The following is a 25,440-nucleotide window of genomic DNA, read 5'->3' as shown; positions in this document are numbered from 1 at the left end:
AGACCTTTCCGTTACGGAGGTTGGAGGTCGAGCGCGGTTTTGGCGATGAGTCCCTCGATGAGGCGGGGGCGGTACTGCATCCGCTTCAGCCGCGTCTTCACCAACGCGGTGAGCTGGTCGAGGCTGTGTTTGGTGAGGTTGGCCAGCGACCTCTTCAGGTGTGACCACACGCCCTCGACCGGGTTGAGTTCGGGAGGGTACGGGGGCAGCTGGTAAACGGTCAGCCATAATCGAGCGTCGATCAGCTCGTGCATGGCGCGGCTGACGTGCGTGTTCAAGTTATCCCACACCAAGACGATGGGGCCGTCGAGCTGCTGGTGCGCGGCATCCAGCAGGCGGGCGTAGTCGGTCTCGGTGAAGCCCTTGCGGCGGCCCTTGGCGGGACCACGCTCGAAGTGGATGCGGTAGATCAGCCGAGGCCGATGACCGTCTTTGGCGCAGATCAGCGCCGCCATCGAGACGCGTTTGGTGCCTGCGGCGGTGACGTGCACCACCGGGGTGTGGCCCCGTCGGCCCCAGGTGCGGCCCTTGGGCGGCCTCAGGCCCTGGCCGGCTTCGTCCTCGAAGCAGAGCCAGGCGCCCAAGTCCGCCGCAGTTGCCGGTCGGTGTGGGTGCGTCGTGCGGCGGCGATGTTGACGTGCCCGGCCAGTTTGAGGGCGCCTCGGATCAGGTCGCGGAGGCGGCCAGGACAGCGGGGGTGTTGTGGGCCCTGACCTGGGACTTGTCCTCGTTGAAGGTGACATCCCAGGGCCGTTGCAAAGTCTGACGAACTTGAATCCTTGCTGGTCAGGTCAATCCGAGGAGATCGAGTGGACGACGGAAGGGCTCGTAGGACATCTCGCGGATCCCGGCGGCGATGTTGGCGTGGCCTGCCGCTCGCAGGACGTTGATCGCAAAGCTGCGGAGCGTGGCCATGTTCTGCGGCCCGTACCCGGTGCGGATCTTCGAGGCGTCTTCGGCGAAGGTGGTGTCGCGGACGAAGTGGAGCCTGTTCTCGATCACCCACTGGGAACGGGCCAGCTGTCCGAGCCGCTGGGGGGATGCCTGGCGGGCTGTCAGGTCGGTGAGCGCGTAGACGGTCTGCCGGGTGACCTTGCAGGTCCTGATGTCGGTGCGGTGGCGCAGGATTTTCACGGCCTGGACCGCGTGGGGAAAGTCCAGGCCGAGCTCGGTGACCGTCAAGGCCCTGGTCGCCCTCGTCTCCTTGCGGCCGTGCCCCGTCTCGCGGTCGTAGCGCCGGGCGGTGGCATGCTTCCACGGCAGTGCCCTCAACTGCCGCAACAACCCGGGCTGGTTGGCCTTGACCACCAGCAGATAGTGCGCCTGCTTCTCCTCCACCAGGAACCGGGCGTGGGCGCGCTGAGTGTGCAGCGCGTCGGCGGTCACCGTCACGCCCGCCAGGTCGAACGGCTCCAGCAGGGCAGCGGCAGGTGATCTCGTCGGTCTTGTCCGGCACCCGCAGCTGGGCGACTGTCTGCCCGGCGCCGGTCATCGCGGCCAGCAGGTGCGCGGCCGGGCCGGTGACGGTGCGCGAGCCCCGGGCACTCTTGCCGTCCACCGCGAGGGTGCCGGCCCCGGCCGGATCGGTGCCGAGCAGGTCGGCGAGCCCGCCCGGGCAGACCGCATTCAGGACGCGGCGCACGGTCGCTGCGCTCGGCGCTACGCGGACGCTGAACACCGTGGCCACGCGGGCGCCGAGCCGGGCGAGGGCCGCCTGCGGGGCCGACTTGGCCCACTGGCCGATCGACGTGAACGAGCGGGCCCCGGCCAGTACGGCGGAGCAGGCGATCAGCAGCACGCTCACGAACGAGTAACGCCTCCCGCGCCGGTGGCGCGGATCGGCCAGCGTGGCCAGTCGCTGCGGCAGATGCGGGAGCGCGCGGTGCTGACGCGAGGGCGACTTGATCAGGCAGACGCTGGCAGACTGACGGCTGGCTTCCTTGCGGATCTTGAGGCGTAGACACCTTCATGATCGACAAGGGCCGTGTCCGTCTGCGTTCGGGGCGCATCAACACGAGATCATCGCGAACCGGACATCCAGGGGAGAACGCCGGGGCCGTGGCGCAGCCTGTGGCGCCATCGAGCAGTGATTCAGGCGGACTTGACGGCGATCCAGCCGCCGAAGTTCATCCATCTCCAGAAACAATCGATGCGGTGGAACCCCGCCTGTCGCAGGAGCTCGACATTCCATTTGGCGGTCACAGGCACCAAAACGCCTTCAAGGGACAGAGCCTTGCGATCGATATCTTCAGGACTATAACCGTTCTGCATTTTAAGCTGATGGTAGAGCTTGACCATCAGATTGTTCATATCGGAGTCGGAACCCAGCACCTTCTCCACCAGAACAAGGGCCCCACCGGGTGCCGTATGGTCGTAGATCTGCCGCATGATGCGTTGCCTGTGCTCGATAGGGATGAACTGGAGAGTGAGCACAGCCAAGGTCAAGTCGGCCTGCACGTCAGGGTAGAAGTCGCGCATGTCCCGCTGGTGCACCTCGACGGAGCCCTCCACACAGCCGACCGCGAACCGCTGCCGCAGGGCCTTGGCCATCGGCTCTGACGCCTCAAGGCAGACGAACCGCCCATCGCCTTGGAGCGCTGCGACGAAAGGGGCGATCGCTTCTCCTCGGGAAGCTCCGCAGTCGACGATCGTGGATCCCCGTCGGACGAATTCCGAGCCGCAGGCGAAGACAGTGTTCCGCATGACCTCGTACTGCGGGATACTGCGGGCCAGCATGTTGTCAAAAACACGCGTGACCTCCGGGTCGAAGGTCCAGCGGCCCTGTGGGACAACGCGGTCGACCTCGCCGGCCGTGGGCCAGACGTCCTGACGGTGGGGGGCGGGAAACGCCACGGCAGACTCCTTCAATGTGATGAGCGAGATGATCAGCGGATATCTGTTCCCGGCTCACGCAGACGCGCGAATTCGGTGCCGAACTCCGGGAGCGCATACACTGCCGGGCGAGGGCGAACCCAGACGTTGGCGCTGGGGATGTCATAGCCGCCGGCGGCGCCGATGATGACGCGGTCCCCGGGGCGGAGACCAGCAGGGCCGACGATCCGCGCAGCGAAGAGGTCCGACTCGTAGCACATGGCGCCGTAGAGGTCATAGCGGAGGCTGCCTTGATTGCCTGGCTGGAGGAACTCCACCGGGTGGTGCCATCCGTTGATTGAGCGGACCAGGTTCGTGCCTGCGTCCAGCACGACCACATCCCGGCGGTGACGCGGTTTGCGGACGGCGACCGAGGCCACCAGCACCGCGTGGTCCTCGACCAGACTGCGGCCGGGCTCGATCACCAAGTGCAAGGCCTCAAGGGGGAGCCCGAGCGCACGGCACTCGGCGGCAACCTCCTTGGCGTACACCGACCACGGGGGCAGCGGCACTCCGGGGGCACAACTAGCGGCGGGGAACCCACCGCCGATGTCCACGGTCAGTGGTTCGGCGGACTGAGCGAGCAGATCGCTGAGTTGCTCTCGCCAGTGACGGAGAACAGCGCGATAGGGCTCTGCCTCCAGCGGGTGGAGTCCGGTGTTGAAATGGATGCCACGCACAGGAATGTCTGCGGCGGTCAGGATGCGACGCGCCTGTTCGACCTCGCTGGGCAGCAGCCCGAACCGGGACCAGCGCCGTCGTCCCCGGGGCACCGCAAGCCGCAACGACACCCGCGGGCATGCGCCCCCGACCGCCCGGTCGGCGAGCGCCTGCACCTCCGCAATGCTGTCGGCTTGGATGAGGACACCCAAGGCCACAGCCTGGTCAAGCTCGGAGGGGAGCTTCACCGGCCCATCGAAGTACACCTGGGACGGAGCGAAGCCGTCGGCCAGAGCCGCCGCCAACTCGGCTCCCGATACGACTTCGGCTGCGGCACCGCACTCCCTCAAGAGCGTGGTGACGCCGGGCAGAGCGTTTGTCTTGTACGAATACGCCATCGTGAAGCGGGGGAACTCCTGGCGCCAGGCCTTGGCCATCGCGAACGCGGTCTGCTTGATCGCTTCCAGGTCGAACAGGTAAAACGGCGTGGAAAGCTCGACGGCCGCGTGCACGCCGGACCTCAGGCGCTCGGAGATCAACGCTTGGCCCGCCAAACACCGACCATGAGCCCCTGGAAAGAGCGGTGCTCGTCCAGCACTAGCCGAGTCTCCCGCAGGCGGTGGAAGCAGGCGTCGCGCACCGGCCGCGAGACGCCCGCCAGGGCCGGCACCCGACCGTAGACGGACTTCCGGACCGTCCGGGTGACACGACGCGGGCCCAACGACGGGGTGTCGCGCAGCACCTCGTCCACCAGTTCGAACTTCTGGGAGAAAAAGTCAACCCAGAAGCTGCGGTCACGCCCGGCGTCGGTGCGGAACCCGATGGCGTCGGCCACCTGGTCCAGCAGGTGAGCGGGCGGGCGCTTCCGGTAGTAGAAGGCGGAGACGCACAGCAGCCCGCCGGGGCGAAGGACGCGGTGCACCTCGTCGAGGGCCCGCTCGCGCTGTTCTATGAAGCCGAAATTGCAGCCCCCCAGGACGTGTGTGAACGAGTTGTCAGCCAGCGGCAGGTCCGCGGCGTCGGCGACCTGGTACGAGAAGGCAGGGTTGTGGTTGGCGTACCCACGCGCCTGCCTGACGGAGTCTTCGGAAATGTCGATGCCGTGAACGGATGCCCCGGTGAGCCCATGAGTGGTGCGGCCCGACCAGCCTGTTGAACAAGCCAGGTCCAGCAGGTGGGAGTTGCTGTCGATCGATGCCATGGAGACCCACTCGTCGACCGTCCGGAACGCGCCAGGCGGGGTGTTGTGCTGGCCGAGGAAGGCGACGAAGTCGGGGTAACTCTTGTCGAATACGGCACTGACACCGGGCTGGCGGAGGTCCAACCGCCCCGGGGTGCGAACAAACACTCTTGATCTCCTTTGTCGCTGCGGGGTGCCGGGCTCGGGGCCCGGCACCCCGCAGCCAGTGACTAGTTCATCCAGCTGCGCTGGTTGCCCTTGATGCGGATGATCCGGCGGATCTTCAGAACGATGCTCATGGTGGGTGCCACCTCCCTTCCGTGGATTCGTTGGGCCTGGGAACCGATGCCGATCAGAAGTTCGCCCGGGGCGAACTCTGGGCACCGGTGCTCTCGGGGCGAAGAACGAAGGCCAGGAAGTACGGGATTCTGGATGCCTTCGCCCAGATCTCGGGATGCGAAGAAGCGACTTCGTCCTGAGGCTGCGGTTCGTAGAGCTCGGTGATCTGGAAGCCGGCTTGGCGGAATGCGGCGAAGTAGGTCTGGACAGTCCGATGGTGGGTGGTTATGGCGTCCATGACGATGTCGCCTTGCGATCCTTCGCGGTGCTTGGTGACCGGGCCTTCCGTGAAGTAGTGCTCCAGCCGAAGATCCTCGTACTGCCACTGGCCGCGGTCGTTCCTGCGGTTCCAGCTGGCGCCGTCCTTTATCGGGTGGGGCACGGTGACGACGACTGTCCCGTCCTGACGGACGGCGCGGCGCAGGTCGGCCAGTACAGGTGCGAGGTCAGCAACATGGTCGAGGACGTTGTTACACACGACCAGATCGAACTCGGCCTCGTAGGGGGGCAGCCGATCGCCTGCTACGGTGCTCACCCGGCTGACGAGCTCGTCGGGGATGTTCTGCCGCAGCATGTCGAGCATCCGGGTTGACCGGTCGAAGCCCACGACTTGGGCGCCTAGGCTCGCGAGCATCCGTACCTGCTCACCGGTGCCGCATCCATAGTCGAGGGCCTTGGCGCCAGGCTTCACAGCGGTGAGTTGTTCCATCAACGGATCCAGGACCACCGAGTTGAGCGACGCGTCTGCGCGGTCGGACTCGTACAGATCCTCTAGCGCCACGCTCTGGACTGCCGTCGACCAGCGTGGGTCGGGAATGACAGGTCCGCAGGAGGTGCAGTCGGAGCGTCGCGGGAAGTGTTCGCTGTGCAGCCTGTAGGAACGGGAGTCGAGCATGAGCCTGGTTCCGGCGGAACGGCAGTCACCGCCGAGGAGGCAGCGCAGTACCTCGTTGGCTGCCATGGCTGCCACTATGAGGTTGAGCGGGCCGTAGCTGCCTGCCTGCAGCCCTAGGTTGAGGTTGGGACCGGGCTTCTCACCGGGTTCGAGGTACTGCTCGAGTTCGCCGATGTCCCGAAAGCACTCGTAACAGGCCGTGGTTCCGGGGAGCACCAACGGTCCAACAGCGCCGAAGGACTCCAGGTACCCCGCGGCCAGGTAGCCGAAGGAATGCCTGCGCGCGGCGTCATCGATCCACTCATGCAGTTCGTCGGGGCTGTCGGCGGAGAGCACGGCGAGGTCGCATTGCGCCAGGTGCTCGTCGAACAGCTCGGGGCCGGCCGGGGCGCGGACCGTAGTGATCTCGACCGTGGAGTTGAGTCGGTTCAACCGCTCTGCCGCCACCTCGACCTTGGGTCGGCCCACGCTGTTCTCGTCGTAGAGGAACTGGCGGGTCAGGTTGCTCAGTTCAACGTGGTCGCCGTCCGTGAGTATCAGTTGCCCAACCCCGGCGGTGGCAAGCAGGGTGGCCACGTTGCTGCCGATGCCGCCGGTTCCGACCACAGCGACGGTCGCATTCGACAGGACCTGCTGGGCGTCGGCCGGGTCCAGGCCCATCATGTCGAAATACAGCAGGTGACGGGCGTACCGCGTGCTGTCCGGTATCGGGGCACCGATCACACGGGCGTCCGCGAGCTGAGCGAGCATGTCCTCGGCCCCCTCAGGGCTGAACCCTGCGTCAACTAGGTGCGCGACCGCCGCGCCGCGGTCGGTTGGGGCGGAAAGCAGGGCGACCAGATCGGTGAGGAAGTCGGGGGCGTCCAGGATCTCGGTACCGTTGGGTGGCAGGTGGCCGATCCGGAGTGTCGTTCCGAGCTTGCGCACTTCCAGATAGGGCTTGATCTGCAGCGTGTTCATGGCAGGTCCAACTTTCGGGTCTTAGAACGTCAGGAGGCGGGACGGAAGCGCTGTCTCGGTCACCTTGCCGTCGGTGCCGCAGGTGACTCGGTGGAGCGTTGCTCCGGCCTTCCTGGCCACTACCTCGGTGGGGAGGCCATCGGTGAACAGGGCTGCCGCTGCGTCGTCGAGGGCCCATCCCGCCGGGAGTGTGCCGGAGGCGACCGCGTCCAGGTAGGCGGGGAGGCGTTCGGCCTCGCTGTCGTAGTGCGGGCACAGGCTGCCGGGCAGCAGCCCGAGGCCATCCCGCAGGGGGGCCACCGGACCGAAAGAGTCGGTGAGGCAGGCATCCATCCAACAGGCGGCACCGGCGCTGATGCCGCACAGCAGCACCCCTGCCTGGTAGGCCCCGTGAAGGATTTCGTACAGGCCGTGCAGTCGCCACACCGCAAGCAGATTCGCCGTGTTGCCACCGCCCACGTACACCACGTCCTGCCCCAGGAGGCAGCTGCGGAGGTCCAGGTGAGCGCGGCGAAACAGCGTAAGGTGGGTCGGCTCGCAGTCCCGCCGGCCGAAGGCGGCGTGGAATCGGTCGATGTAGCCCGTCGAGTCTCCACTTGCGGTAGGGATGAAGCAGACCTTCGGCCGTTCCTTACTCACGACGTCGAGGACGAAATCGTCGAGCAGGGGGTCGGGGTCGTCGGAGAACCCACCGCCTAGCAGCACAATCCTTCGCGGACGGGACATGGTGCCTACTTCCTCTCCGGGCACAGTGACTCAGCTCCCGGTGGCCGCTGTCTCCAGCGGCTCCGAAGCGTCGACGGTGGATCGGGGCGGCTCCTGAGCCGACGAACCTGCGGCACGAGCAGCACCACAACGGGCACCGACAGGGCGAGCAGCAGGCTCGCGCCGCGCAGGGTCGCATGCTGGCCGGCGGCCGCGGCGGCGCTGCCCGCAATCAGGTAGCCGAAGGGGCGGAGGCACGAGGACCCGATCCGGTCGAACGCCGCCACCCGACCTAGCCGGTCCTGCGGTGTCTCTCGCTGCAACGTTGTCTCCCAGAAGGCGTCGGCAGCCGCGAACCCGGCGCCTGCCAGAGCCGTGGCTGCCATCAGCGCGGGGAGCCAACCGATCCCTGAGAGCGCCGCCATCGCCGGCGTGCAGACGAGCAGAGCCACCTGCATGGCGACGAGCGGTCGAGCCGGTCTGAGCCGTAGGGACAGCATGCTCCCGATCAGCGAACCGGCGCCGAAACCGGTCACGAGGACTCCCCACGCGTCGGCACCCCCCAGCGAGGAGCGAGCGATGACGGGACCCAACGTGAAGAACCCGGCGAAACACGCTTGGAAGAGCAGCCCCTGGGCGATGCCTGCCACCAACCAAGGACGTGAGCTCACCTCGTGCCAGCCTTCGGCGAGTTCCCGTCCGACCCTACGTGGCAGTCCGCCGACCTTGGGCTCGACCTGGCTCCGGTGGCGGAGCGCCAGGAGCAGGGACGCGGACAGCAGAAATGTCGCCGCGTCCGTCAGTAGCGCCCAACCAGGTGCTGCGGCGGCCACGAGAACACCGGAGACCGCGGGGCCCAGCATGCCGGCCGCGTTGCTGACCAGGCCGAGCAGGCCGTTGGCGCGCTGCAGTTCGCTGCCCGGCACGGTCACTGGGGTCAGGCCGGTGGCTGCCGGGGGGAAGAACGCGCTGGCAGCCCCCAGCATGGCCTGCAGCACCACGATGAGCCAGACCGTTGCGTGGCCGCTGAGGACCGCCGTCGCCAGGGTGCCCTGAACGATCGCGCAGACCAGGTCGCTGGAGACCATGACACGCGCTCGGGGCAGACGGTCGGCCCAAACTCCGCCGAACACCAGGAAGACGACATTGGGGAGCGTTCGGGCGGCCAGCACGAGGCCCAACGCACCAGCGGACGGCACGGACTGAAGCACCGCAAAGGCGACTGCTACCAGGGCGAGTTCGGTGCCGAACCGGGAGAGAGCGTGCGCGGCCAGCAGACGGCGGAAGTCCGGGTGGCGCAACGGAGCGAGAGTCGGGGGAAGTCTCACCGGGAACTCCAGCGATCGTCCTGGTCCACGCGGGCTTCCCACCACCGCACGGGAGGCTCGCCGAGACCAAGAGGCTTGACAAATCGGTATGCCTCGAAGGGCGACAGTGTGATCGCCAGGTCGTAGGGGCGGCCGTGCTGGTCGTACAACTCCCGAATCCGTGAGCGCACCGCGGACGAGATGATCCCACCGCTGCCGGGGCTCACCGCCCGGTCGAAGGCATGGTCGGCTTGCAGGAGCAGGAAGGTGTAGGGCTCGCCGAAGCTGTGCCGGGCATGATCCGCCGGATAACAGGGCGCCATCGTCACGAGAAACATCCGCTCGCCGGCGAAAGTGAAGTACCACCCCTGACGCTCGGGGGACCGCAAGCCGCGACGGCCGCGGCCGTCCTCGGCAGCGAGCCCATCCAGCACTTGGCGCGTCGTAGCCGCCAACCGATCCACCGAATCCCCGAAGGAACCTGGCAGGGCCAGGACGAGCCCATCCACCGGATCCCGGCGGGCAGCCTCAGCGAATCCGCGCACCAGGGGCGCCCACGCACGGACAGCGTCGTCGATACAGCGTCCGGTCCACGAGGCCATCCAGATGACGGAGCGCCGGGCAAAGACGCACTGCGTTCGCCCCAGTACGCGGCCAAAGGCTTCAGCTTGTTCGCCAGACACCGGAGACCAGTCGCCGCAGTCCACACCACCGCCTACCTTGAGCGAAACTTCTGCGTGGCCAAGGCCACCCTGCCCGGACGCGCATGCGGCACGCAGGGCTCCGATCCGTGCGGACACTCGCCCCAGCAGCACAGCAAGGGATGCCTTTCTGAGCCTCAACCGCTGCCAGGCCGTCAACCGCACCGCTCCCGAGTAAGCGTCGACGAGTCGCTCGATGGTCGCAGTGTCGGCACGCAAGCCCTCGGCAATGCGGCCTCTCCCCATGGGCAGAGAATATGGAATCGCATGCTTTCCGATCAGTCGTGCCAGCTCAGCGGCTGCCCCTTCAGCGGAATCGAGAAATGCAACTGTCTCGGCGCGACTCCCCAGGAATACCTGAGCTGCCGACTCACTCAGCAGCCGAGCTGTTGAGCGCATTCCTGTTGCGGGGGCAGGATCCCGGAAATCTTGCTCGGTCGCCGCCTGCGAAATTGCAACCTGCGACTGTTTTGGCATCTGTTCACCTCCGGTATGCGCCGCGCTCACTGCATCGCTCCTATTCCACCGTGTGGCGCAAACTCACGCCGCTACCAGGCCGAAAGTTCAAGTGCCACCCCATTACGGCGAACGAGAAGGCGGTGTTGCCGCAGATGGAACCGCTTGCCGAAGTCGGCCGGAATTGGCTCGTACGTCAGCCAGAGGGGCGCGATCAGTTTCGCCATATTGCGTCCATCGGGCCGAGCGCTGCAATTCTTGCAGAAGCTGGCCACGCTTACCTTGTATGCGGGCGCCACGCCCTTGGCGATGCGCGCCATGTGTCGGCCATCGTCACGTGCCCCGTGCCGCCCGTCCCGGTCGCCCCACCAAGCGACTGCCAACTGAATCGGTTCTCCAACCAGCCCGCGATTGCACGCGGCAGCTGCGCCCAACCTGTGGCACGGGCTGGGAGATCGACCTGCATACGAAGATGCTGCGTACTCCTCCCGTCACGTCCGGTGCCGGCGGATTCGGACGGCGAGCGGTCATCTTCAACCCGAAGCACGGCGCTTGACTCCTACTACCGGCCTACGACAACCCCAGGGGCCCGGCGTTCTCCCCTGGATGTCCGGTTCATGGTGATCTTGTGATGCCGTAGAGGGTGAGGACTCGTTGCCGGTCGGTGTGGGTGCGTCGTGCGGCGGCGATGTTGACGTGCCCGGCCAGTTTGAGGGCGCCTCGGATCAGGTCGCGGACGGCGGCCAGGACAGCGGGGGTGTTGTGGGCCCTGACCTGGGACTTGTCCTCGTTGAAGGTGACATCCCGGCACCAGTGGACGGTATTTTCCACGGTCCAGTGCCCGCGAGCCCAGGAAGCGATCTCGGCGGCGGTGGCCTGCTCGGCGGGCAGGTCGGTGATCGCGTAGACGGTCTCGGTGGACCACCGTTTCACTCCGGCCTTGCGGCGCTTGCGCGTGATCCGCAGGACCTGGCGGGCGTGCGGGAACAGCAGGCCGTTGACGGTGACGATCTGGACGTGGCGTTGTTCGTGGCGTCCGTGCGCGTCCTGCGAGTCGTGGTCGTCGCGGTGGATGACCGGGATGTCCTTCCAGGGCAAGCCGGCCAACTGCGCGGCGAGCTTCCGCTGGTTGGCCTTGATCGTGAACAGATAGCGAGCGCCGCGTTGTTCGACCAGGTAGTGGGCGTGGGCGCGTTGTGCGTGCAGGGCGTCCACAGTGATCACGGCCCCGGTCAGGTCGGTGTCGTCGATCTGGTCCAGGAGCGGGGCGAACTCCGGAATTTCGTTGGTCTTCGCGCCGATTTCACGGCTGGCCAGGGTGATGCCGTCGCCGTGACGGACGGCAGACAGGACGAAGACACAGCTGCCGCCGAGCTCGAGCGCCGTCACCGTGCGCGGGCCCGCACGGAGGACTGGATCCGCAGCCGCCCGTGCCACCGGCCTGCGCAACCATCCCCTGCACCCGCACAGAAAAGGTGGGGCTGGAGATCATGCCGATCGCCGATAAGGGCGGCGCCGAGTCGACGGTGTCCGGCCAGGACCCGCGGGATGGCCGAGGGCGAGCGCCATGCCGCAGGCTCGAGGAACTGTAAGGGCCGCTCATGGCAGGGCCCTCACGCGCCCGTCGTCGGGCAGGGCGGGAGTCGAGGTAGGCCCGGGCAGCCCGGCCGAGGACCGCCTCGGCGATCAGTACGCCAACGCGGTCCTCGGAATGGTCGAGTTGCTCGGCCGCGTACCGGCAGTGCAAGCAGCCGGCGATGTGGCGCTGGAGATCGGGCACCAGGTGGGTGCCACCGCGCTGGACGGACACGTCCAGCAGCCGGCTGAAGCGCAGACAGCTCTCGTAGGCGGCGAGGTCGCGGTGCGCGGCAACGCACGCCGCACGGAAGCGCACCCGGGAGGACTCGAGTTGAGCCGCGGCCGTCATCGGGGTGAGACCGAGGAGGGTGGCCGGGACCGCGGGCCCCTCCGCCTCGACCTCGGCGTGCCACAGAAGGCAGCGCGCCGGTTCAGGCAGGCGCTGGAAGGCCTGGTGGACCAGGCGGCGGTTTTCCGGCGTGGACGGGCGGGCCACGGATGGCTCGTCACGACCACGGAGTGCTGGATGCAGTGACGTCTGGCGCCTTGCGTCGTCGGCCCACTCCGCAGCAATGCGGTCGACGGTGACGAGCAGTTCGGGACGCCAGACGGCCATGGGCCCACGCCACCGAAGCGCGCCGACGAAGAGCCGGGTGAACGCAGCCGCCGAGAGGATGCCCGCGGCCTGATCGGACACCGTGCACAACTCGGCGTATTCGACGACTGGTTGCCAGTGACGAGCCAGCAGCTCCTCGAAGGACCAGTGTGCCGGCTGGTTTCCCGAAGGTTTTCTCACCTCCCTCGTCAGCTCCTCGTCCGAAAGGTCGCGCTGATGACCAGCGTGGGAAGACTTCGGATGGGGTGCATCCATACCGAGCGTTTCCTTTCCCCGTTTTGTCACGCGCGGTGTCCACGACGCGGACGTTGCCGTGCGTTCCTGTCGGTGCCGGCTGCTGCACGACCTTCCAGAAAGTGGCCGTTGCGTCCGCGAGGAGCGTGGATGGCTCGTATTCCTGCCATGCTCCGGCCAAGTTCCTGGCGGTTGCAGCCACGCCCAGGAATGGGAGGGTTCACTAAACGGTCAGCCGCAGTGTCGGGCCGGTGGAAACATCGGACCGTGAGGGGCGAACAACGCTGAGGGTTAATCGGGTCGACGATTATCAAGAGGCAATTGCCGCGCTTGGTTGTCGTGCGTGCGCTTCATGCGCAGGAAAATCCCGAGGTGAAACGGCCCCGCGGGCGCGGGGTGATCAGTTCGTCTGGCTGTTACTTGGCGGCGGTGCCGGCGGTGCTGTCCGAGCTGTATACGGCGACGTAGTCCACGAGCATGGACTTGCCGGACTCGGTGGTGGAGGTGGGCGTGGTGGCTGCGGCGGCCGCGTCGGGGAAGGCGCCGCCCATGGCCAGGTTCAGCAGCAGGAAATGCGCATGTCCCGTGGCGGCGTCCCAGGTGTTCGCGTCCACTTGGGAGGAGTTGACGGAGTGGTACTGCACGCCGTCGACGTACCAGCGTAGTTCCTGCGGGGAGGTGCTGCGGTCCCACTCGAGGGCGTAGGTGTGGAAGTTGCCCGCGCAGGCCGTGTCGGGGCAGTCGCGGCTGGCGCCGATGCCGGTGTTCTCGTTGCAGGGGCCGCCGGGGCTGGTGCCGCAGTGGAGGGTGCCGGAGACCTTGTTGGCGCCGTTGGCGTTCTCCATGATGTCGAACTCGCCGATGCCCGGCCAGTTCGTGTAGGTCCCGCGGAAGGGAGCGCCCAGGGTCCAGAAGGCGGGCCAGTAGCCCTGTGCCGCGTCGCCGGTGACGTCGGGGACCTGGATGCGGGCCTCGATGCGGAGTTTGCCGCCGGCCGGCGGTTCGAAGTCGCTCCGCTGGGTCTCGATCCGGGCCGAGGTCCAGTTGCCGGCATCGTCCTTGATCGGGGTGATCTTCAGGTTGCCGTCGCCGTCCTGCTGCAGGTTGGCCGGGTCGGAGGTGTAGGTCTGGGTCTCGCCGGTGCCCCAGTTGGCCGCGCCGCCGGGGTAACTGGTCCCGGTGTCGATGATCCAGTTGTTACTGGAGGGGAGGGTCCCGGCTGCGCCGGAGAAGCCGTCGCTCCAGATGAGGCTCATGCCGCCTGGCGTTGACGGCTCGTCGGCGCTGGCGAGGCCGTACAGACCGCCGCCGAGGAGGGCCAGACCGCTCAGGGCACCCAGCGCCGTCTTGAGCAGTCGATGGGAAGTTCGTGCGTGCTTGCGGTGCATCAGGAGATGACCTCCACAAGAAGGGAACAGGAGGTGGTAGCGGATTCAACAGAAGTCCGTGTCCGTCACTGTGGCCTCTTGTTACGACGACGTCAACACTTATGGATGAGAGCGCTCCCAAAAACACAATGTGTTCAGTTCGTGAAGCTAAGTTGAACAGCTGTCAGGTCCAAGGGCCTTTTCGCAACCGACTCGGCCGGACGATGTGAGTCGCTCCGGGTCTGGCTCCACAGCTCCCGGAGCGGTTCCGATGACGTAGGTGCGTTGCGTATTGCGCCTGGATAACCGTGCTCTCGGGCCAGGCGCCAGAGGATGAGGGTGCCTCTTTGGAAGGCGCTGGATCTCGGCCCAAGTGGCCTGTATATCCGGGAGGTTGACGAATTCGCCAGCCTGCACACCCTTGCGGAGGATGTCGGCCACGGCGGAGAAAACGGCTGCGCTGAAGGCAGTCGGCCGAGTGCCGCGGGGCGGGAGCCGTGCGGCACCGCTTGCGGAGGCTCCCGCCCCGCATCGTCGTGCGCCTGCGGTCCAACCGGGGCACAGTCACTGAGCTGGAGTGCCAAGTATTCGTCCCCCACGGTGGCGAGCCGTACGCACTTGCCCTGGACGGGGAACCCACCCACTTCTCCGGCGGCCACCGCTTCACTTTCACTCCGGATGCCGGCGCGCCGGTGCCGTGCGCCGAACAAGGCGGCGAAGCAGGGCCGAGGCACGCGGACGCGCGGACCCTGCCCGAGATCAACGGAATGCGTCCCCGGCCGTACCTACCTGTCAGCGCCTGCCCGATCGACCATGTGCCAAGGTAGACGCTTCTCATCGCCTGTGCTCCTTCAGCCGTGCGTGCTGGTCGTGAAGGGGCGGCGGACCTTCACCCGGCCGCCAGGGGGTGGCAGTTGGCGCCCCGGGAGGGGCGTAGCCAAAGGTGTCGGCGTGCCATCAGCAGGGACGACGTCGGCCGGGGGGAGGCCCTTGCGGCAGCACCGGAAGACACCTGCCTCCCTCTTCGTATACCTCTGGCCTGCGTTCGGATCCTGGCCGGAGTCAGCTTGAGAGCGTTTTCAAGCACAGGCCTTGACCGTCCGGGTCGGCGAACGCCAGAGTGGCGGGGACGAATTTCCGCCAACCCGTTGGTGGCCGGATCTCGCCGCATTCCCACGTTCCTTCCGCGCGGAGGCCACCCGTCCATGCCCAACAAGCACATCAGGAAGTCTCGTGGCCGATGCGTGGCCGTGATCGGATCTCTGGCCGGTCTGGCCCTGCTCGGCTTCGGACTGTACGGCTCCGCCAACGCCTCCGAGCCGAATCCGCCCAGCGGCTGGCACCGGGTGTGGAGCGACGACTTCTCCGGTCCGGCGGGAGCTCTGCCTTCCAGCAGCGACTGGATCATCGACAGCGGCACCAGCTACCCCGGCGGCCCTGCCAACTGGGGCACCGACGAGGTCGAGACATACACATGGAACACGGGCAACCTCCAGGAGGACGGCCAGGGCAATCTGGTGATCACCCCGATCAAGCTCTGGGACGGCCGGTGGACATCAGCCCGCATAGAGACCCGCCGCAGCGACTTCCAGCCGCCGCTCGGGGGCAAGCTGCGCATCGAGGCCCGCATCCAGCTGCCGAACGTCACGGGCGAGGCCGCCCAGGGCTACTGGCCCGCCTTCTGGGCTCTGGGCGCCTCCGTGCGCGACAACCCCCACAACTGGCCGAGCGGGGGTGAGTTCGACGTGATGGAGAACGTCAACGGCCTGAACAAGGTGTTCGGCACCCTCCACTGCGGCATCGATCCCGGCGGCCCGTGCAACGAGACCAGCGGCCTCGGCGCGGGCCACGCCTGCCCGAACACGGCCTGCGCCGGCAACTTCCACACCTACAGCTTCGAGTGGGACCGCGCCACCAGCCCCCAGCAGCTGCGCTGGTACCTCGACGGCGTGCTCTACCACGTCGTGACCTCCGACCAGATGGATGCCGCCACCTGGAACGCGGCGACCAACCACGGCGACTTCATCCTGCTGAACCTCGCCATGGGCGGCAGCTTCCCCAACCAGCTTTCCGGCGGCGCGGCCACCCCCACCTCCGGCACCGTCTCAGGCACCCCCATGAAGGTGGACTACGTGTCTGTCTCCAGCGCCACCGGCTGACACCGGCTGCGCCACCTCGCAGGCAGCCGCCTGGCCAGGTCCCCCCGGCCCGCAGCCGTTGAGGCCTGTTCCCCTCGAGGGGCATACCTCACCCGTACGAGCGACATCCCCGTAACACCGTGGGGAGATTTCGGAATGAGCACTTTCATGGCCGACCAGTCGTTGCATCCGACGCCGCCGCAGATGTCCGCACCCGAGGCGAAGATTGAAGGAGCACTGCTGGAGGATTACCGGGAAGCGGTCCTCTGCTACGCCCGCCTGTGCACGACCGGTCTCGCGGAGGCCGAGCAACTGGCGGACGAGGCGTTCTCGCTGGCTGCCGAATGGCGGCGCCAGGGCGAGCAACTGCCGTGGCTGCCCCTGCTGCTCATGGCGGTGCTCGAGACGGCGGACGGGTGGCTGACGCAGGGGCGGATCGAGTGGCTCAGCACGGAGCTGAGCGGCTGGCTGTGCGAGCGGTCGGCACAGCAGTCCCGCGCCCCGGAACAGCCGCTGGCGCTGCAGGCGTTGCAGCGGATGGCGCCGGCGGACGCGGAGCTGCTCTGGGTGGCGCTGGTCGAGGGCCTGAATGTCCGCAGTGACGCCAGAGCCGGCACGTGGGCGCCGAACAGGGAGCGGGAGGTCGCCCGGGTCAAAGCCGCATTCCGTCAGCGCTGCCTGTGGGTGCGTGCGGTGGAGGTGGTGGACTCGGACGGCCAGTGCCGTGGCTACGTGGGACTGCTGGAGGCGGTGACGCGGTCGCCGCACGAGCGGTCTCCGGGCGACCTGCAGCAGCATCTGGCAGGTTGCGCGCGGTGCGCCGAGACCGCTGTGTGCCTGCGGGTGTCCGACGACCTGCCCGGCGTGCTGGTCACGGCTGTCCTGGGCTGGGGCGGGGAAGCGTACCTGGACCGACGCAAGATCGCGGCGAGGCGGCAGCGGGGCGGGCGGGCGGCCATGGAGCGGCGGCGCAGGGCAGCGGGGTGGCAGGCCTCCCTGCGGGGACGGCCGGCCTGGGCGGGCGCCGCAGTCCTGCTGGCCGCGATCGGGATGGTCAGCGTCCTCAGCAGCCTGCCGTGGGAATCGACGCCCGGGTCGGACCAGGGGGCGGCAGGGGACCGCGGGGCGGGCCCGGCCACCAGCGCCGTCGCACCACAGGCACCCCCCATCGGACGCCCGACTGCGTCGGCGACACACGCCGGCACTTCCGCGTCGTACACCGCTTCAGCCGCTCCCATGCCCGTCACGAGCGGCGTGTCGCCGTCACTTTCGGCCGGCTCGACGATGGAACCGGACGCCTACTGCACGGCGAGCTACACGTTGGTGAAACAGTGGCCCGGCGGCTTCCAGGCCGAAGTCCGGATCACGCCGCGGGCAACGATGACCGACTGGAGGGTCCAGTGGACGTATGGGGACGGCCAGCGCGTGACGCAGATGTGGAACGGAGAATTCACGCAAAACGGCTATATGGTCCTGATCACCCCCGCCGAGTACGACGGCACCGTCGCGGCCGGCAACACCCTCCCGCTGGGCTACCAAGGCACCTCGAACTCCTACAACTCGGCGCCCGAGTACATCACCGTCGACGGTCACGCCTGTCAGAGCTGAGCGGCGATGACGGTGTGACGGCACCGAGCGCGGCCAACCCGGCCGCCGCCGGGCGGCAGTGCCGGCGCGACCCAGGGAGCCGTCCGGTACTGGCTTCTCGCGCCGCGCAGGGCCCGCGACGGGGGACGGCGCAGCGCGGCGCTCGTGGCGCCTCGGCAACCATCTCCCCATGGCGAGGCGCCCCTTCACGCTGCCGACCGCTCATCGGAGGCAGGGGGCGGCCGTAACCTCGTGCCACCCCTCGTGCTGTGCGATGCGGTGGAAGTCCCGGGTGGGCACGGGCAGATTCGAAAAGGCCGTCGCCTGCATCGGTGAGAGCGCTCTCCTCTTTGCTCGGCCGCTTGAATGGCGTCCCGCCGGATGAGATAAGCGATCACGGAATCGAGCTCGTGCGTCAGGCGGCCGAGCACATGCTGGCAGGAGCTGATCGAGGTGGAGCTCAGCAGCCGGGATCGGGGCTGAGTGGAACGAGCACACCGCCACCCGCACCAGCTACCGCAACGGCCACCGCGACGATGTGGAGCACTTCGACGGGTCCGGCATCCGCGTCAGCTCCTCGCTCCACTGGGTGCACGTCGCCTGCACCACCCACCTGACCTGGTACAAGGCCCACACCCAACGCGGCAAGGCCGGCATGGCGGATGCCGGAGTTACTGCCGCACTTCACCGGCACCACCGTCACCCCGGATCGCGACCTGGATCACCGACTTCTACGACACACGCCGCCTGCACACGATGTGTGGCTTCGAGAGCCCGATCGACTACGAACACGACGCTGGGCCGACCCGGCAAGGGGTTGGCTGCATAGGAAGGTCTCCACGACTCGACGGGATTGACAAGGCACTCCTTGACCGGACCTGCCCAGGACAGCACAATGTGCCCACTCTTGAGAGCGTTCTCAAGTAGGTACGACACGGATCCCGAGGAGTCCCCATGGCTGGTGTGGCACATCAACGCGAGGAGCACGGCATTCCTGCAGAGAGACGAGCCCGGGCCATCACCCGTCGGGCGCTCATCGGTGCCAGCACCGCCGCAGCCGCCCTGACCGTGTTCGGCAGTGGCATGGCTCGCGCCGCAACCGGCCCAACTCCCGCCGCTGAGACGGGAGATGCCCGGATGCGCGGCTACGCCTTCCTCGACGCCGCCATGGACGGCTACCCCGACCACGGCAGCATCCGCCTGGCCCAGAGCTACACCGATCAGGCCGGACTCTTCAGCACCGCGTTCACCTACGACAACGCCCTCACGATCCTGGCCTACCTCGCTTGCCCGGGCGCCGGCGCCCGGGCCAGAGCCGTAGCCCTCGGTGACGCGCTGCTGTACGCACAGGCCCACGACCCGCAGTACGCGGACGGCAGGCTTCGGCAGGCGTACAACGTGGGGCCGTACGTCTTCTACGACGGTTCAGCGCAGCCTGACGGGTTTGTCCGCACGGACGGCACCGTGAACGTCGGCACTCAGTTCGGCTTCACCGGTACGGCTGTTGGTGACATGGCGTGGGCGGGTATCGCGCTGGCCGCGCTGGCCGGCTGTACGAAGGCGGGCCGCTTCCTCGCAGGTGCCGTACGGATCGGCGAATGGGTCGAGGCGCACACCCGCACCGATGAGCCGCTCGGCGGCTACAAGTTCGGGGTCGACGGCGCCGACAAGAAGCTGCCCTTCACCTCCACCGAACACAACATCGACCTGACCTGCCTCTTCGGGCGTCTCGCCCGGCTCACCGGCAACGGCGTCTGGCTGGAGCGACGGGCCCGCGCAGAGGCGTTCCTCGCCAAGATGTGGGACGCGTCCGGCGGGTTCTTCTACACCGGCACCAACGACGGCGTCACCATCAACACCTCCCCGATCCCCGAGGACACCCAGACCTGGAGCTATCTCTCGCTCCACGACCGCCGCCGCGCCAGGTCGGTGGACTGGGCGGCGGGCAATCTCGCGGTGCTGGACACCGTCGACCGGCCCAATAGCACGGTTCCCGCCCGCGAGTCGTACGAAGGCGTCACCTTCAGTTCAGCCTCCCTCGTGGCGAACGAGGACGCACCGATCGCACCGTTCCAGCCCAAACCCGACCGCAGCGGTGTGTGGTTCGAGGGCACCGCCCACCTCGCCCTGGCCCTGCGCGAGCGCGGCGCGGCCGGCGACGAACGGCGCGCCGCTCGCCTCATCGCCTCCATCGAGCGGGCCCAGGACCGGCTCGGCGCGGGTCAGACCGTGGGCAGCAAGGCCCTTCCCGAGCGGTCGGGTGTGGTGTCCGCCAGCAGTCCCCTGGACACAGGTTTCGGCTTCGGCTACTACCCCTACCGGCACACCGGCGCCACGGCCTGGTACCTGCTCGCCGCAGTCCGCGCCAACCCGTTGCGCGGGCACTGAGCGTCCCGAAACCTCGCACGACCCCGGCTGATCGGGCGGTTGACCGCCAGATCAGCCGGATCGGAATGACCACGAGAGCCCTCGCGTCGGCGAACACCCCGTCAGGCAGTCCGCCGTTCAGCCTCCGCGGCAGCCCAGCAAGGAGTCACCGACCACCGCACGCACGCTCTCCCCGGCAAGCTCCAGGCGGTTCAGGTCCCGCACCGCAGAGACGATGTGGGTCGAGTCGGTGCGCTGCCTGCCCTCCGCTGCGACCACAGACACTGCTCCGTCAGCCTCCAGCAGCAGGTCCAGGACCCTCTCCTCCAGGTGGTGCTCAACCACCCGGGTGCGGAACTGGGACAGCACGATGAAGTCGAAGCCGGTGTCGGTCAGCTCCAAACCCGGATGATGCCCCGCCGAGTGGTGTAGCCGCGAGCGCGGCGAAGGTGCAGGTCGCGCGTGCCGCCTCCCGCCCGGCGCCGGCAGCCGCCTGACTCTTCGTCAGCTCGGGCCCTCGGCGGCCCGTGGGGCGACCTCGCTAAGGGCTGTCCTACCTTTCACGCGTGGGTCTGATCCGGTCGTTCGTAGGATCGGAGGGCCCGGCGGGCTCCGGGTACGGCTGTAAAGGCTGAGCCGCTGGATGGCTTACGGGACTTGGCCGCCCGGGGCCCCGCGACGACTCGACCGACAATTGGGAGACGCGACTCGATCGCTGCTGTAGGACAACGTCGGCGAGGTCGTCTGCGGGATCGGTGTACGAAGAGCTGGCGGAGGTGACCGTGGCCGAGATTTGGGCCGGGGTGGACATCGGAATGAGGTTCCCCATGGGCTGAGGAGGCGTGTTGGGCAGCGCGGTGGTGCTGGAGGAGAAGTGGCCGGTCCTTGGCCGGCATGAGCGAGCGGCCGAGTGGCTGCGGGTGTGGACGGATCTGGGAAGGGCCCCGCGGACGATCGACGCCTACGCGCTGGGCCTGGCCGAGTACCTGCTGATCTGCGAGCGGGACGACGTCGACCCGGTGACGGCGGGCAGGCTGCACGTGGCCGCGTTCGTGAAGGACCTGTCCACGCGTCCGAGCCGCCGGGGAGCGAACGTGGTCGTGCTGGACTCTGGGGCTGGTCTGGCGAACGCGACGCTGCAGCAGCGGCTGGTGCCGGTGCGGTTGTTCTACGACTACCTGATCGAGGAGGGGCTACGGGAGTCGAACCCGGTCGGCCGCGGCCGCTACACGCCGGGCCGGAAGTTCGGTAGCCACGAGCGGGGCCTGGTGCCCCACCTGGTGAAGCTGCCGTGGATCCCCAGCGAACAGCAGTGGCTTGATCTGCTGGACGTCGTGCGCGAGGAGCCGGTGCAGAACCGGGTGATGCTCGCCCTGCCTACGACGCCGCTCTGCGCCCGCGAGGAGCTCTGCTCGCTGCGGACCGAGGACGTCGATCCGGCTCATTGGACGCTTCGGATCAGGGCGGAGACGACGAAGACCCGTCGCGAGCGCGTGGTCCCGCCTAAAGTTGGCGCCCAGCCACATCGGCAGTGTCGCCGTCATCATCAAAACGAACGTCGGACACCACTCGGACAGGAAGAGCTGCAGCCGCTGCACTCCCAACATCCCGCGCCGGTCACCGGCTCCGCCCCGGCCAGGCAGGTGATCGTCTCGTTCCGCTCCCGTGGCGCCGGCAGGTCAGATACTCACGTCGCTGTGCCGGGCTGAAGAACAGGTCGTCGAACGGGGCCGCGTACTCCTCCAACGCCCCCAGCGCGGGCGGATACGGACGGCGAGCAGTCATCTACGACCAAGCCAACCTGCCGTCAACCCACACCACTGCCAGATGTAACGAACTACCGGTAAGAAGTGTGGATGGAACAGTAACCGGGGTTGAACAGCACCACGGTGCCGGCCCGGGCATCGAGGTAGTACCAGACGCCGGTGTCGCTGCGGCTGCTGCGCTGGTCGTCGACTCGCCAGCGGTCCAGGCCGGTCTCCCGCAGGCTGCTCTGCGCCGCGGCGTGCACGGAGGCGTAGGACGCGCAGGGGGCATACGGTTTGCGGCGGGACGCCGCGCCTAGGCGGGTGTCGATTCGGTGCTGCAACTGGCTGACCTGGAGGAGGGTTGCCCCCGCGTAGATCGGGCCGTCCGGAGGTCGTACCAGGCCCAGGACCCCGCAGGCCTGTGCGTCGGTCATGTCGGCGGGGCGCGGGTAGACGGTGATCAAGCCGCTGCTGGCCTCTGCGACGCAGGCCACCAGATGCGCAGGGGCGCTCCGGGGCGACATGCCGCCCGTGGACCGTTGCCCGACGGACTTGGGCCATTGGGCACGGCAGGCTTCTTCCGGCGTGGCCGCGTCGCCGAGGTCGGTGACGAACCCGGGTGAATGGAAGAACGAGAAGTCGGTGGCGCACAGGATCGAGGTGACCGGCGCGGGGGGAGCGGGTTTACGGGCGACGACGGCAAGCGCGGCCGTGCCGCCGACGACTGCGAGAGTCGAGGCCAGGATGGCGACCCGCCAGGTCGGCCGCCTGCGTTTGCCCCCCGGCCGGTCGAGCGCGTGCTGGGCACTGTCGAGGATGTGCTCCAGGCCGGTTTGCTTCCTTCCCGCATCGGAAATGACGCTGCGGGCGGGGTCGGCGTCCTGCATCAGGGTCCGCACCTGCTCAGTCATGCGCATCGGGCATCTCCCTTCACTACGGCGTTGGCCAGATCAGACGTGTGTTCCGCGTCCTGCTGAGACAGGGCCTGTTGAAGTCGCCTGCGTGCGCGGTGCAAACGCACCGCGCACGCCGCGGCCGTACAGCCGAGCACCTTCGCGGCGTCGCGCACGGACAGCCCCTCCCATCCGATCAACGCGAGAAGTTCCCGGTCCGCCTCGCTCAGTCCCTGCCAGGCCCGGTGCACCCGGTGACGGGCAGTCACCTGCTCGGCGACATCCCGGGACACAAGAACCGCATCCGCCATTGGGCCGGGCAGCTCCTCGCTCCTGTTCTGCTCGCGCAGATGGTTCGCCACGACCTTCCGGGCCACCCCGTACAGCCACGGAAGCGGCTGCTGCGCAGGCACCTCTCCCATCCGCCGCCAGGCCACCATGAACACCTCGGCTGTGACATCGGCTGCCGCGTCGGCGCCTGTTCGCCGCCAGGCGTAGCGCAGCACTCGGTCATAATGCTCGGCATACATCACCCGGAACTGATCCGGATCCGGTGTAGCCACAAGCTCTCCTTCCCTGGGCCCCCACACCCTCTCTATGTCGGCGAGGGGCGGATCCTTACAGGCGTGAGCGAGTCGATGCGACGGCCGCCACCAGAAATCCCTTCCTCTCGGCGAACGCCAGGAACTCAGCCCTCTGCTGATCGGTGAACGCCTCCTTGGGCAGGATGAGGGCCTGATGTGTGGACAGCTTCAGCAACCACGCGTCGCGATGGTCGACAACACGTTGGACAGCTGCCCACCGCCAGTTGCTGCTCCGGTCGGGAAGTGACAATCGGAGGCTGTCCTCCGTCAGTTCGGCGGTCATGCGGCTTCGCCGGATGTACCGCACTCCCAGCCTTGCTCTCCATTCGAGAACCAGCCCGAGGATCACGGGTGTCGAGATCATCAAGGCGATCGAGAAGACGCCGTGCAGCCCACCCGTCACGGAGACGATGAGCACGTCTCCGACAACCGACACACAGGCGAGTTTCAAGAACAAGGGCCGCACCAGGTAGCGCGAGATCCGCAGCGTACGCCGCGGATCCGGCTCAATGACGAGTGTGATGTCCAAGCGGTCCTCCCGCGGAAGCCCGAGAATGTCCGAAGAGCTGACGAACCGGCCCCAGTGTTCGGCGGCCTCAGTCAGGCCGGGCTCCGTCCGCGTCCGCCTGGAGCAGGGCCCACGGAGCGGCTGCCGGGCTTCCCCTGACGAGGGAGCAATCCGGGCTCGTCCCAGTGGCCGGCTGACTCTTAGGAGATTCGGTTTTCAGCGTGCTCAATCGATCCCCACCAGGGTCGGCAGGGCGGAGGCCGACGAACGGTGCAGCGACTCTCGCTGATACCGCTCCGACTCTGTCACGGCAGGGATCGACTGCCTTTGTCGCTTACTGACAGATGTTTGAACATGCGCGCCTGGCCGTTCAAGAAGCGGTGATCACGCGTGGTCGGCGCACTGGCAGGTGTGGCCGGCAGCCGCCGCTCCCCAGGCCGGGCTGACACCATCGGGCTGGCCAGCGACGTGGTGCAGTGCGCGCCAGGTACCGGGTGTGATGCCGTAAGCCGCCTTGAACGCCCTGGACAGGTGGGCGCCATCGGCGAAGCACCACCGTCGGGCGATCGCGCCGATGGGCTGACCGGCCAGGCTGGGTGTGGTCAGATCGCGGCGGCAGCGCTCCAGGCGGCGTTGCCGGATCCAGCCCGCCACGGTGAGCCCGTGCTGCTCGAACAGCCGGTGCAGGGTCCGGGCACCGATGTGGTGGGCGGCGGCGATCGTGGCCGGGGACAGGTCGGCATCGCCGAGCCGATGGTCGACGAATGCCTGGATCCGGACCATCAGCAGGCGCCGCTCGGCGTCGCGGGTCGGCTCACCCGGAGCGTCCGAGACGTGGGCCACGAGCAGACTGACCAGGTCCGTGAGGACCCCGGACAGTTGTACCGCCTCCGCAGGGGAATAGTGCTCCGTGTCATCGGCCATCCGGGTGACTGTCGCCCTGAGCAGCGAGGGGATGCCGACTTCTCCGGTGATCCGTACCGCGGTCACACGTGCGGCCCTGTCCGGTGGGACGGGAACGAGGCTTCGCGGCAAATCCACCATCAGCAACCGAGCGGGACCGGCCTCGACGCCGCGCCAGCCTCGCAGCGGCCGAGAGGTGTCATACAAGGCCATGTCCCCAGAACCCAGGGTGGCTTCGCGTCCGCCCTGGCGCACTCCGGTGTGTCCGCGCAGGCCGAGGAGCAGGCGATAGCCCTCCGGATCGGACTGCCGAATCAGACGGGGACCTCGTCGCACCTCCATGGAGATCGGGCCCAGAGCGGTGAAATCCGTGACGGCGATGGCGCCGAAGGAGGTCATACGCACTCTCGCGGCGAAGTCGGCGGTGTCGCTGCGCACGTCGATGGGCTCGGGCACGTGACGGGTGGCCTCCCGGAAGTAGGCGAAACGTTCCTCGGGCGGAAGATGCTCGGTGGTCAGCAACACGTGCAGTACTCCTGGAGAGACAACGCCGGGCGAGCACCGTGGCCTTCGCCGCACCGTTGACAGCGTCACGGGCTCACGGCACTTCAGGTGGTCGCCTCCACAAGAGGAAACCGGGAGAAGCAGCGGCGATCCACGGACGCCGCCTCAGTCACCCCGATCCCTGCGGTGGAGGCGTCACCTCATTATTGCTGAGAGCGCTCCCAAAGGGACGAACAAGCACAGCGCCAAGACGTTCCGTCGAGCATCGGGCTGGGGCACCGGACGCCCGACCTCCCCGCTGTCGCTTCTTCGCGCTCCGTGCTGCACCCGGTGACCCTC

The 25,440-nt window shown here is 67.8% G+C and carries 19 protein-coding genes and 5 pseudogenes; 4 read left to right on the top strand and 20 right to left on the bottom strand.

The genetic code is table 11. The features are described 5' to 3' along the window. Window positions 1-11 precede the first annotated feature (11 nt). The 13 genes and pseudogenes from OG870_RS47895 to OG870_RS47835 all read right to left on the bottom strand — a co-directional run. A pseudogene (locus OG870_RS47895) lies at window positions 12-596 on the bottom strand (transposase); the annotation flags it as partial. After that, window positions 539-744, bottom strand: a pseudogene (locus OG870_RS47890) (hypothetical protein); the annotation flags it as partial. The pseudogenes OG870_RS47895 and OG870_RS47890, both read right to left, overlap by 58 nt. A gap of 42 nt (window positions 745-786) precedes the next feature. Beyond that, window positions 787-1,416, bottom strand: coding sequence for an ISAs1 family transposase (locus OG870_RS47885; protein WP_443063477.1), 630 nt, complete (start codon window positions 1,414-1,416; stop codon window positions 787-789). A 238-nt stretch (window positions 1,417-1,654) separates the two neighbouring features. Then, window positions 1,655-1,798, bottom strand: a pseudogene (locus tag OG870_RS47880) (hypothetical protein); the annotation flags it as partial. A 293-nt stretch (window positions 1,799-2,091) separates the two neighbouring features. Continuing rightward, window positions 2,092-2,853, bottom strand: coding sequence for a methyltransferase domain-containing protein (locus tag OG870_RS47875; RefSeq protein ID WP_266593391.1), 762 nt, complete (start codon window positions 2,851-2,853; stop codon window positions 2,092-2,094). Between the two features lie 32 nt (window positions 2,854-2,885). Beyond that, window positions 2,886-4,085 carry a hypothetical protein gene (locus OG870_RS47870; protein ID WP_266593389.1) on the bottom strand — a complete coding sequence of 400 codons (1,200 nt, stop codon included), beginning with the start codon at window positions 4,083-4,085 and terminating at the stop codon, window positions 2,886-2,888. Continuing rightward, window positions 4,067-4,879, bottom strand: a complete 813-nt coding sequence (locus OG870_RS47865; protein ID WP_266593387.1) for a class I SAM-dependent methyltransferase — start codon at window positions 4,877-4,879, stop codon at window positions 4,067-4,069. Before OG870_RS47865 ends, OG870_RS47870 begins: the two co-directional genes overlap by 19 nt. A 184-nt stretch (window positions 4,880-5,063) precedes the next feature. Continuing rightward, entirely contained in the window at window positions 5,064-6,905 is a 1,842-nt protein-coding gene (locus OG870_RS47860) for a ThiF family adenylyltransferase (protein ID WP_266593385.1), read from the bottom strand. Window positions 6,906-6,926: 21 nt separating this feature from the next. Further along, entirely contained in the window at window positions 6,927-7,631 is a 705-nt protein-coding gene (locus OG870_RS47855; protein ID WP_266593383.1) for a peptidase E, read from the bottom strand. Between the two features lie 5 nt (window positions 7,632-7,636). Continuing rightward, window positions 7,637-8,938 carry an MFS transporter gene (locus OG870_RS47850; protein ID WP_266593381.1) on the bottom strand — a complete coding sequence of 434 codons (1,302 nt, stop codon included), beginning with the start codon at window positions 8,936-8,938 and terminating at the stop codon, window positions 7,637-7,639. After that, the gene (locus OG870_RS47845; protein WP_266593379.1) at window positions 8,935-10,125 is read right to left on the bottom strand and encodes a YqcI/YcgG family protein; all 1,191 of its coding nucleotides are present in this window, start codon (window positions 10,123-10,125) and stop codon (window positions 8,935-8,937) included. Before OG870_RS47845 ends, OG870_RS47850 begins: the two co-directional genes overlap by 4 nt. A 41-nt stretch (window positions 10,126-10,166) precedes the next feature. After that, window positions 10,167-10,394, bottom strand: a complete 228-nt coding sequence (locus OG870_RS47840) for a hypothetical protein (RefSeq protein ID WP_266593377.1) — start codon at window positions 10,392-10,394, stop codon at window positions 10,167-10,169. Between the two features lie 295 nt (window positions 10,395-10,689). After that, window positions 10,690-11,508, bottom strand: a pseudogene (locus OG870_RS47835) (ISAs1 family transposase); the annotation flags it as partial. A gap of 133 nt (window positions 11,509-11,641) precedes the next feature. Here OG870_RS47835 and OG870_RS47830 point away from each other — a divergent pair. Continuing rightward, window positions 11,642-12,187 (top strand): hypothetical protein, encoded by a 546-nt coding sequence (locus tag OG870_RS47830; RefSeq protein ID WP_266593375.1) that lies wholly within the window; start codon window positions 11,642-11,644, stop codon window positions 12,185-12,187. A 731-nt stretch (window positions 12,188-12,918) separates the two neighbouring features. On the opposite strand, the gene OG870_RS47825 is transcribed toward OG870_RS47830, so the two are convergent. After that, a complete protein-coding gene (locus OG870_RS47825; protein ID WP_323179505.1) occupies window positions 12,919-13,890 on the bottom strand; it encodes a glycoside hydrolase family 16 protein in 972 nt (323 codons plus the stop codon). Between the two features lie 1,229 nt (window positions 13,891-15,119). On the opposite strand from OG870_RS47825, the gene OG870_RS47820 reads away from it, so the two are divergent. From OG870_RS47820 to OG870_RS47810, 3 genes are all read left to right on the top strand, one after another. Next, window positions 15,120-16,028, top strand: coding sequence for a glycoside hydrolase family 16 protein (locus OG870_RS47820; RefSeq protein ID WP_405622981.1), 909 nt, complete (start codon window positions 15,120-15,122; stop codon window positions 16,026-16,028). A gap of 135 nt (window positions 16,029-16,163) precedes the next feature. Continuing rightward, window positions 16,164-17,615 (top strand): cellulose-binding domain-containing protein, encoded by a 1,452-nt coding sequence (locus OG870_RS47815; protein ID WP_266593373.1) that lies wholly within the window; start codon window positions 16,164-16,166, stop codon window positions 17,613-17,615. 933 nt (window positions 17,616-18,548) lie between these two features. Then, entirely contained in the window at window positions 18,549-19,982 is a 1,434-nt protein-coding gene (locus OG870_RS47810; protein ID WP_266593367.1) for a Tat pathway signal sequence domain protein, read from the top strand. Between the two features lie 117 nt (window positions 19,983-20,099). Here OG870_RS47810 and OG870_RS47805 read toward each other — a convergent pair whose 3' ends face one another. From OG870_RS47805 to OG870_RS47780, 6 genes and pseudogenes are all read right to left on the bottom strand, one after another. Further along, window positions 20,100-20,363, bottom strand: a complete 264-nt coding sequence (locus OG870_RS47805; RefSeq protein ID WP_266593359.1) for a hypothetical protein — start codon at window positions 20,361-20,363, stop codon at window positions 20,100-20,102. A 1,166-nt stretch (window positions 20,364-21,529) separates the two neighbouring features. Beyond that, window positions 21,530-21,746, bottom strand: a pseudogene (locus OG870_RS48420) (IS701 family transposase); the annotation flags it as partial. A 52-nt stretch (window positions 21,747-21,798) separates the two neighbouring features. Next, window positions 21,799-22,626 (bottom strand): hypothetical protein, encoded by an 828-nt coding sequence (locus OG870_RS47795; RefSeq protein WP_266593355.1) that lies wholly within the window; start codon window positions 22,624-22,626, stop codon window positions 21,799-21,801. After that, window positions 22,617-23,165: an RNA polymerase sigma factor gene (locus tag OG870_RS47790; protein ID WP_266593353.1), complete on the bottom strand. Its 549-nt coding sequence runs from the start codon at window positions 23,163-23,165 to the stop codon at window positions 22,617-22,619. The genes OG870_RS47795 and OG870_RS47790 overlap by 10 nt, the downstream gene beginning before the upstream one ends. A gap of 55 nt (window positions 23,166-23,220) precedes the next feature. After that, window positions 23,221-23,715 carry a YcxB family protein gene (locus OG870_RS47785; protein ID WP_266593351.1) on the bottom strand — a complete coding sequence of 165 codons (495 nt, stop codon included), beginning with the start codon at window positions 23,713-23,715 and terminating at the stop codon, window positions 23,221-23,223. Window positions 23,716-24,078: 363 nt separating this feature from the next. Continuing rightward, window positions 24,079-25,122, bottom strand: coding sequence for a helix-turn-helix domain-containing protein (locus tag OG870_RS47780; RefSeq protein ID WP_266593349.1), 1,044 nt, complete (start codon window positions 25,120-25,122; stop codon window positions 24,079-24,081). Window positions 25,123-25,440 lie beyond the last annotated feature (318 nt).

Origin of the sequence: Streptomyces sp. NBC_00461, from assembly GCF_036013935.1 — a bacterium.
In the GTDB taxonomy this organism is placed as follows: domain Bacteria; phylum Actinomycetota; class Actinomycetes; order Streptomycetales; family Streptomycetaceae; genus Streptomyces.
The sequence above is the reverse complement of the archived record's forward strand: the minus strand, read 5'-3'. Positions and strand labels throughout refer to the sequence as shown.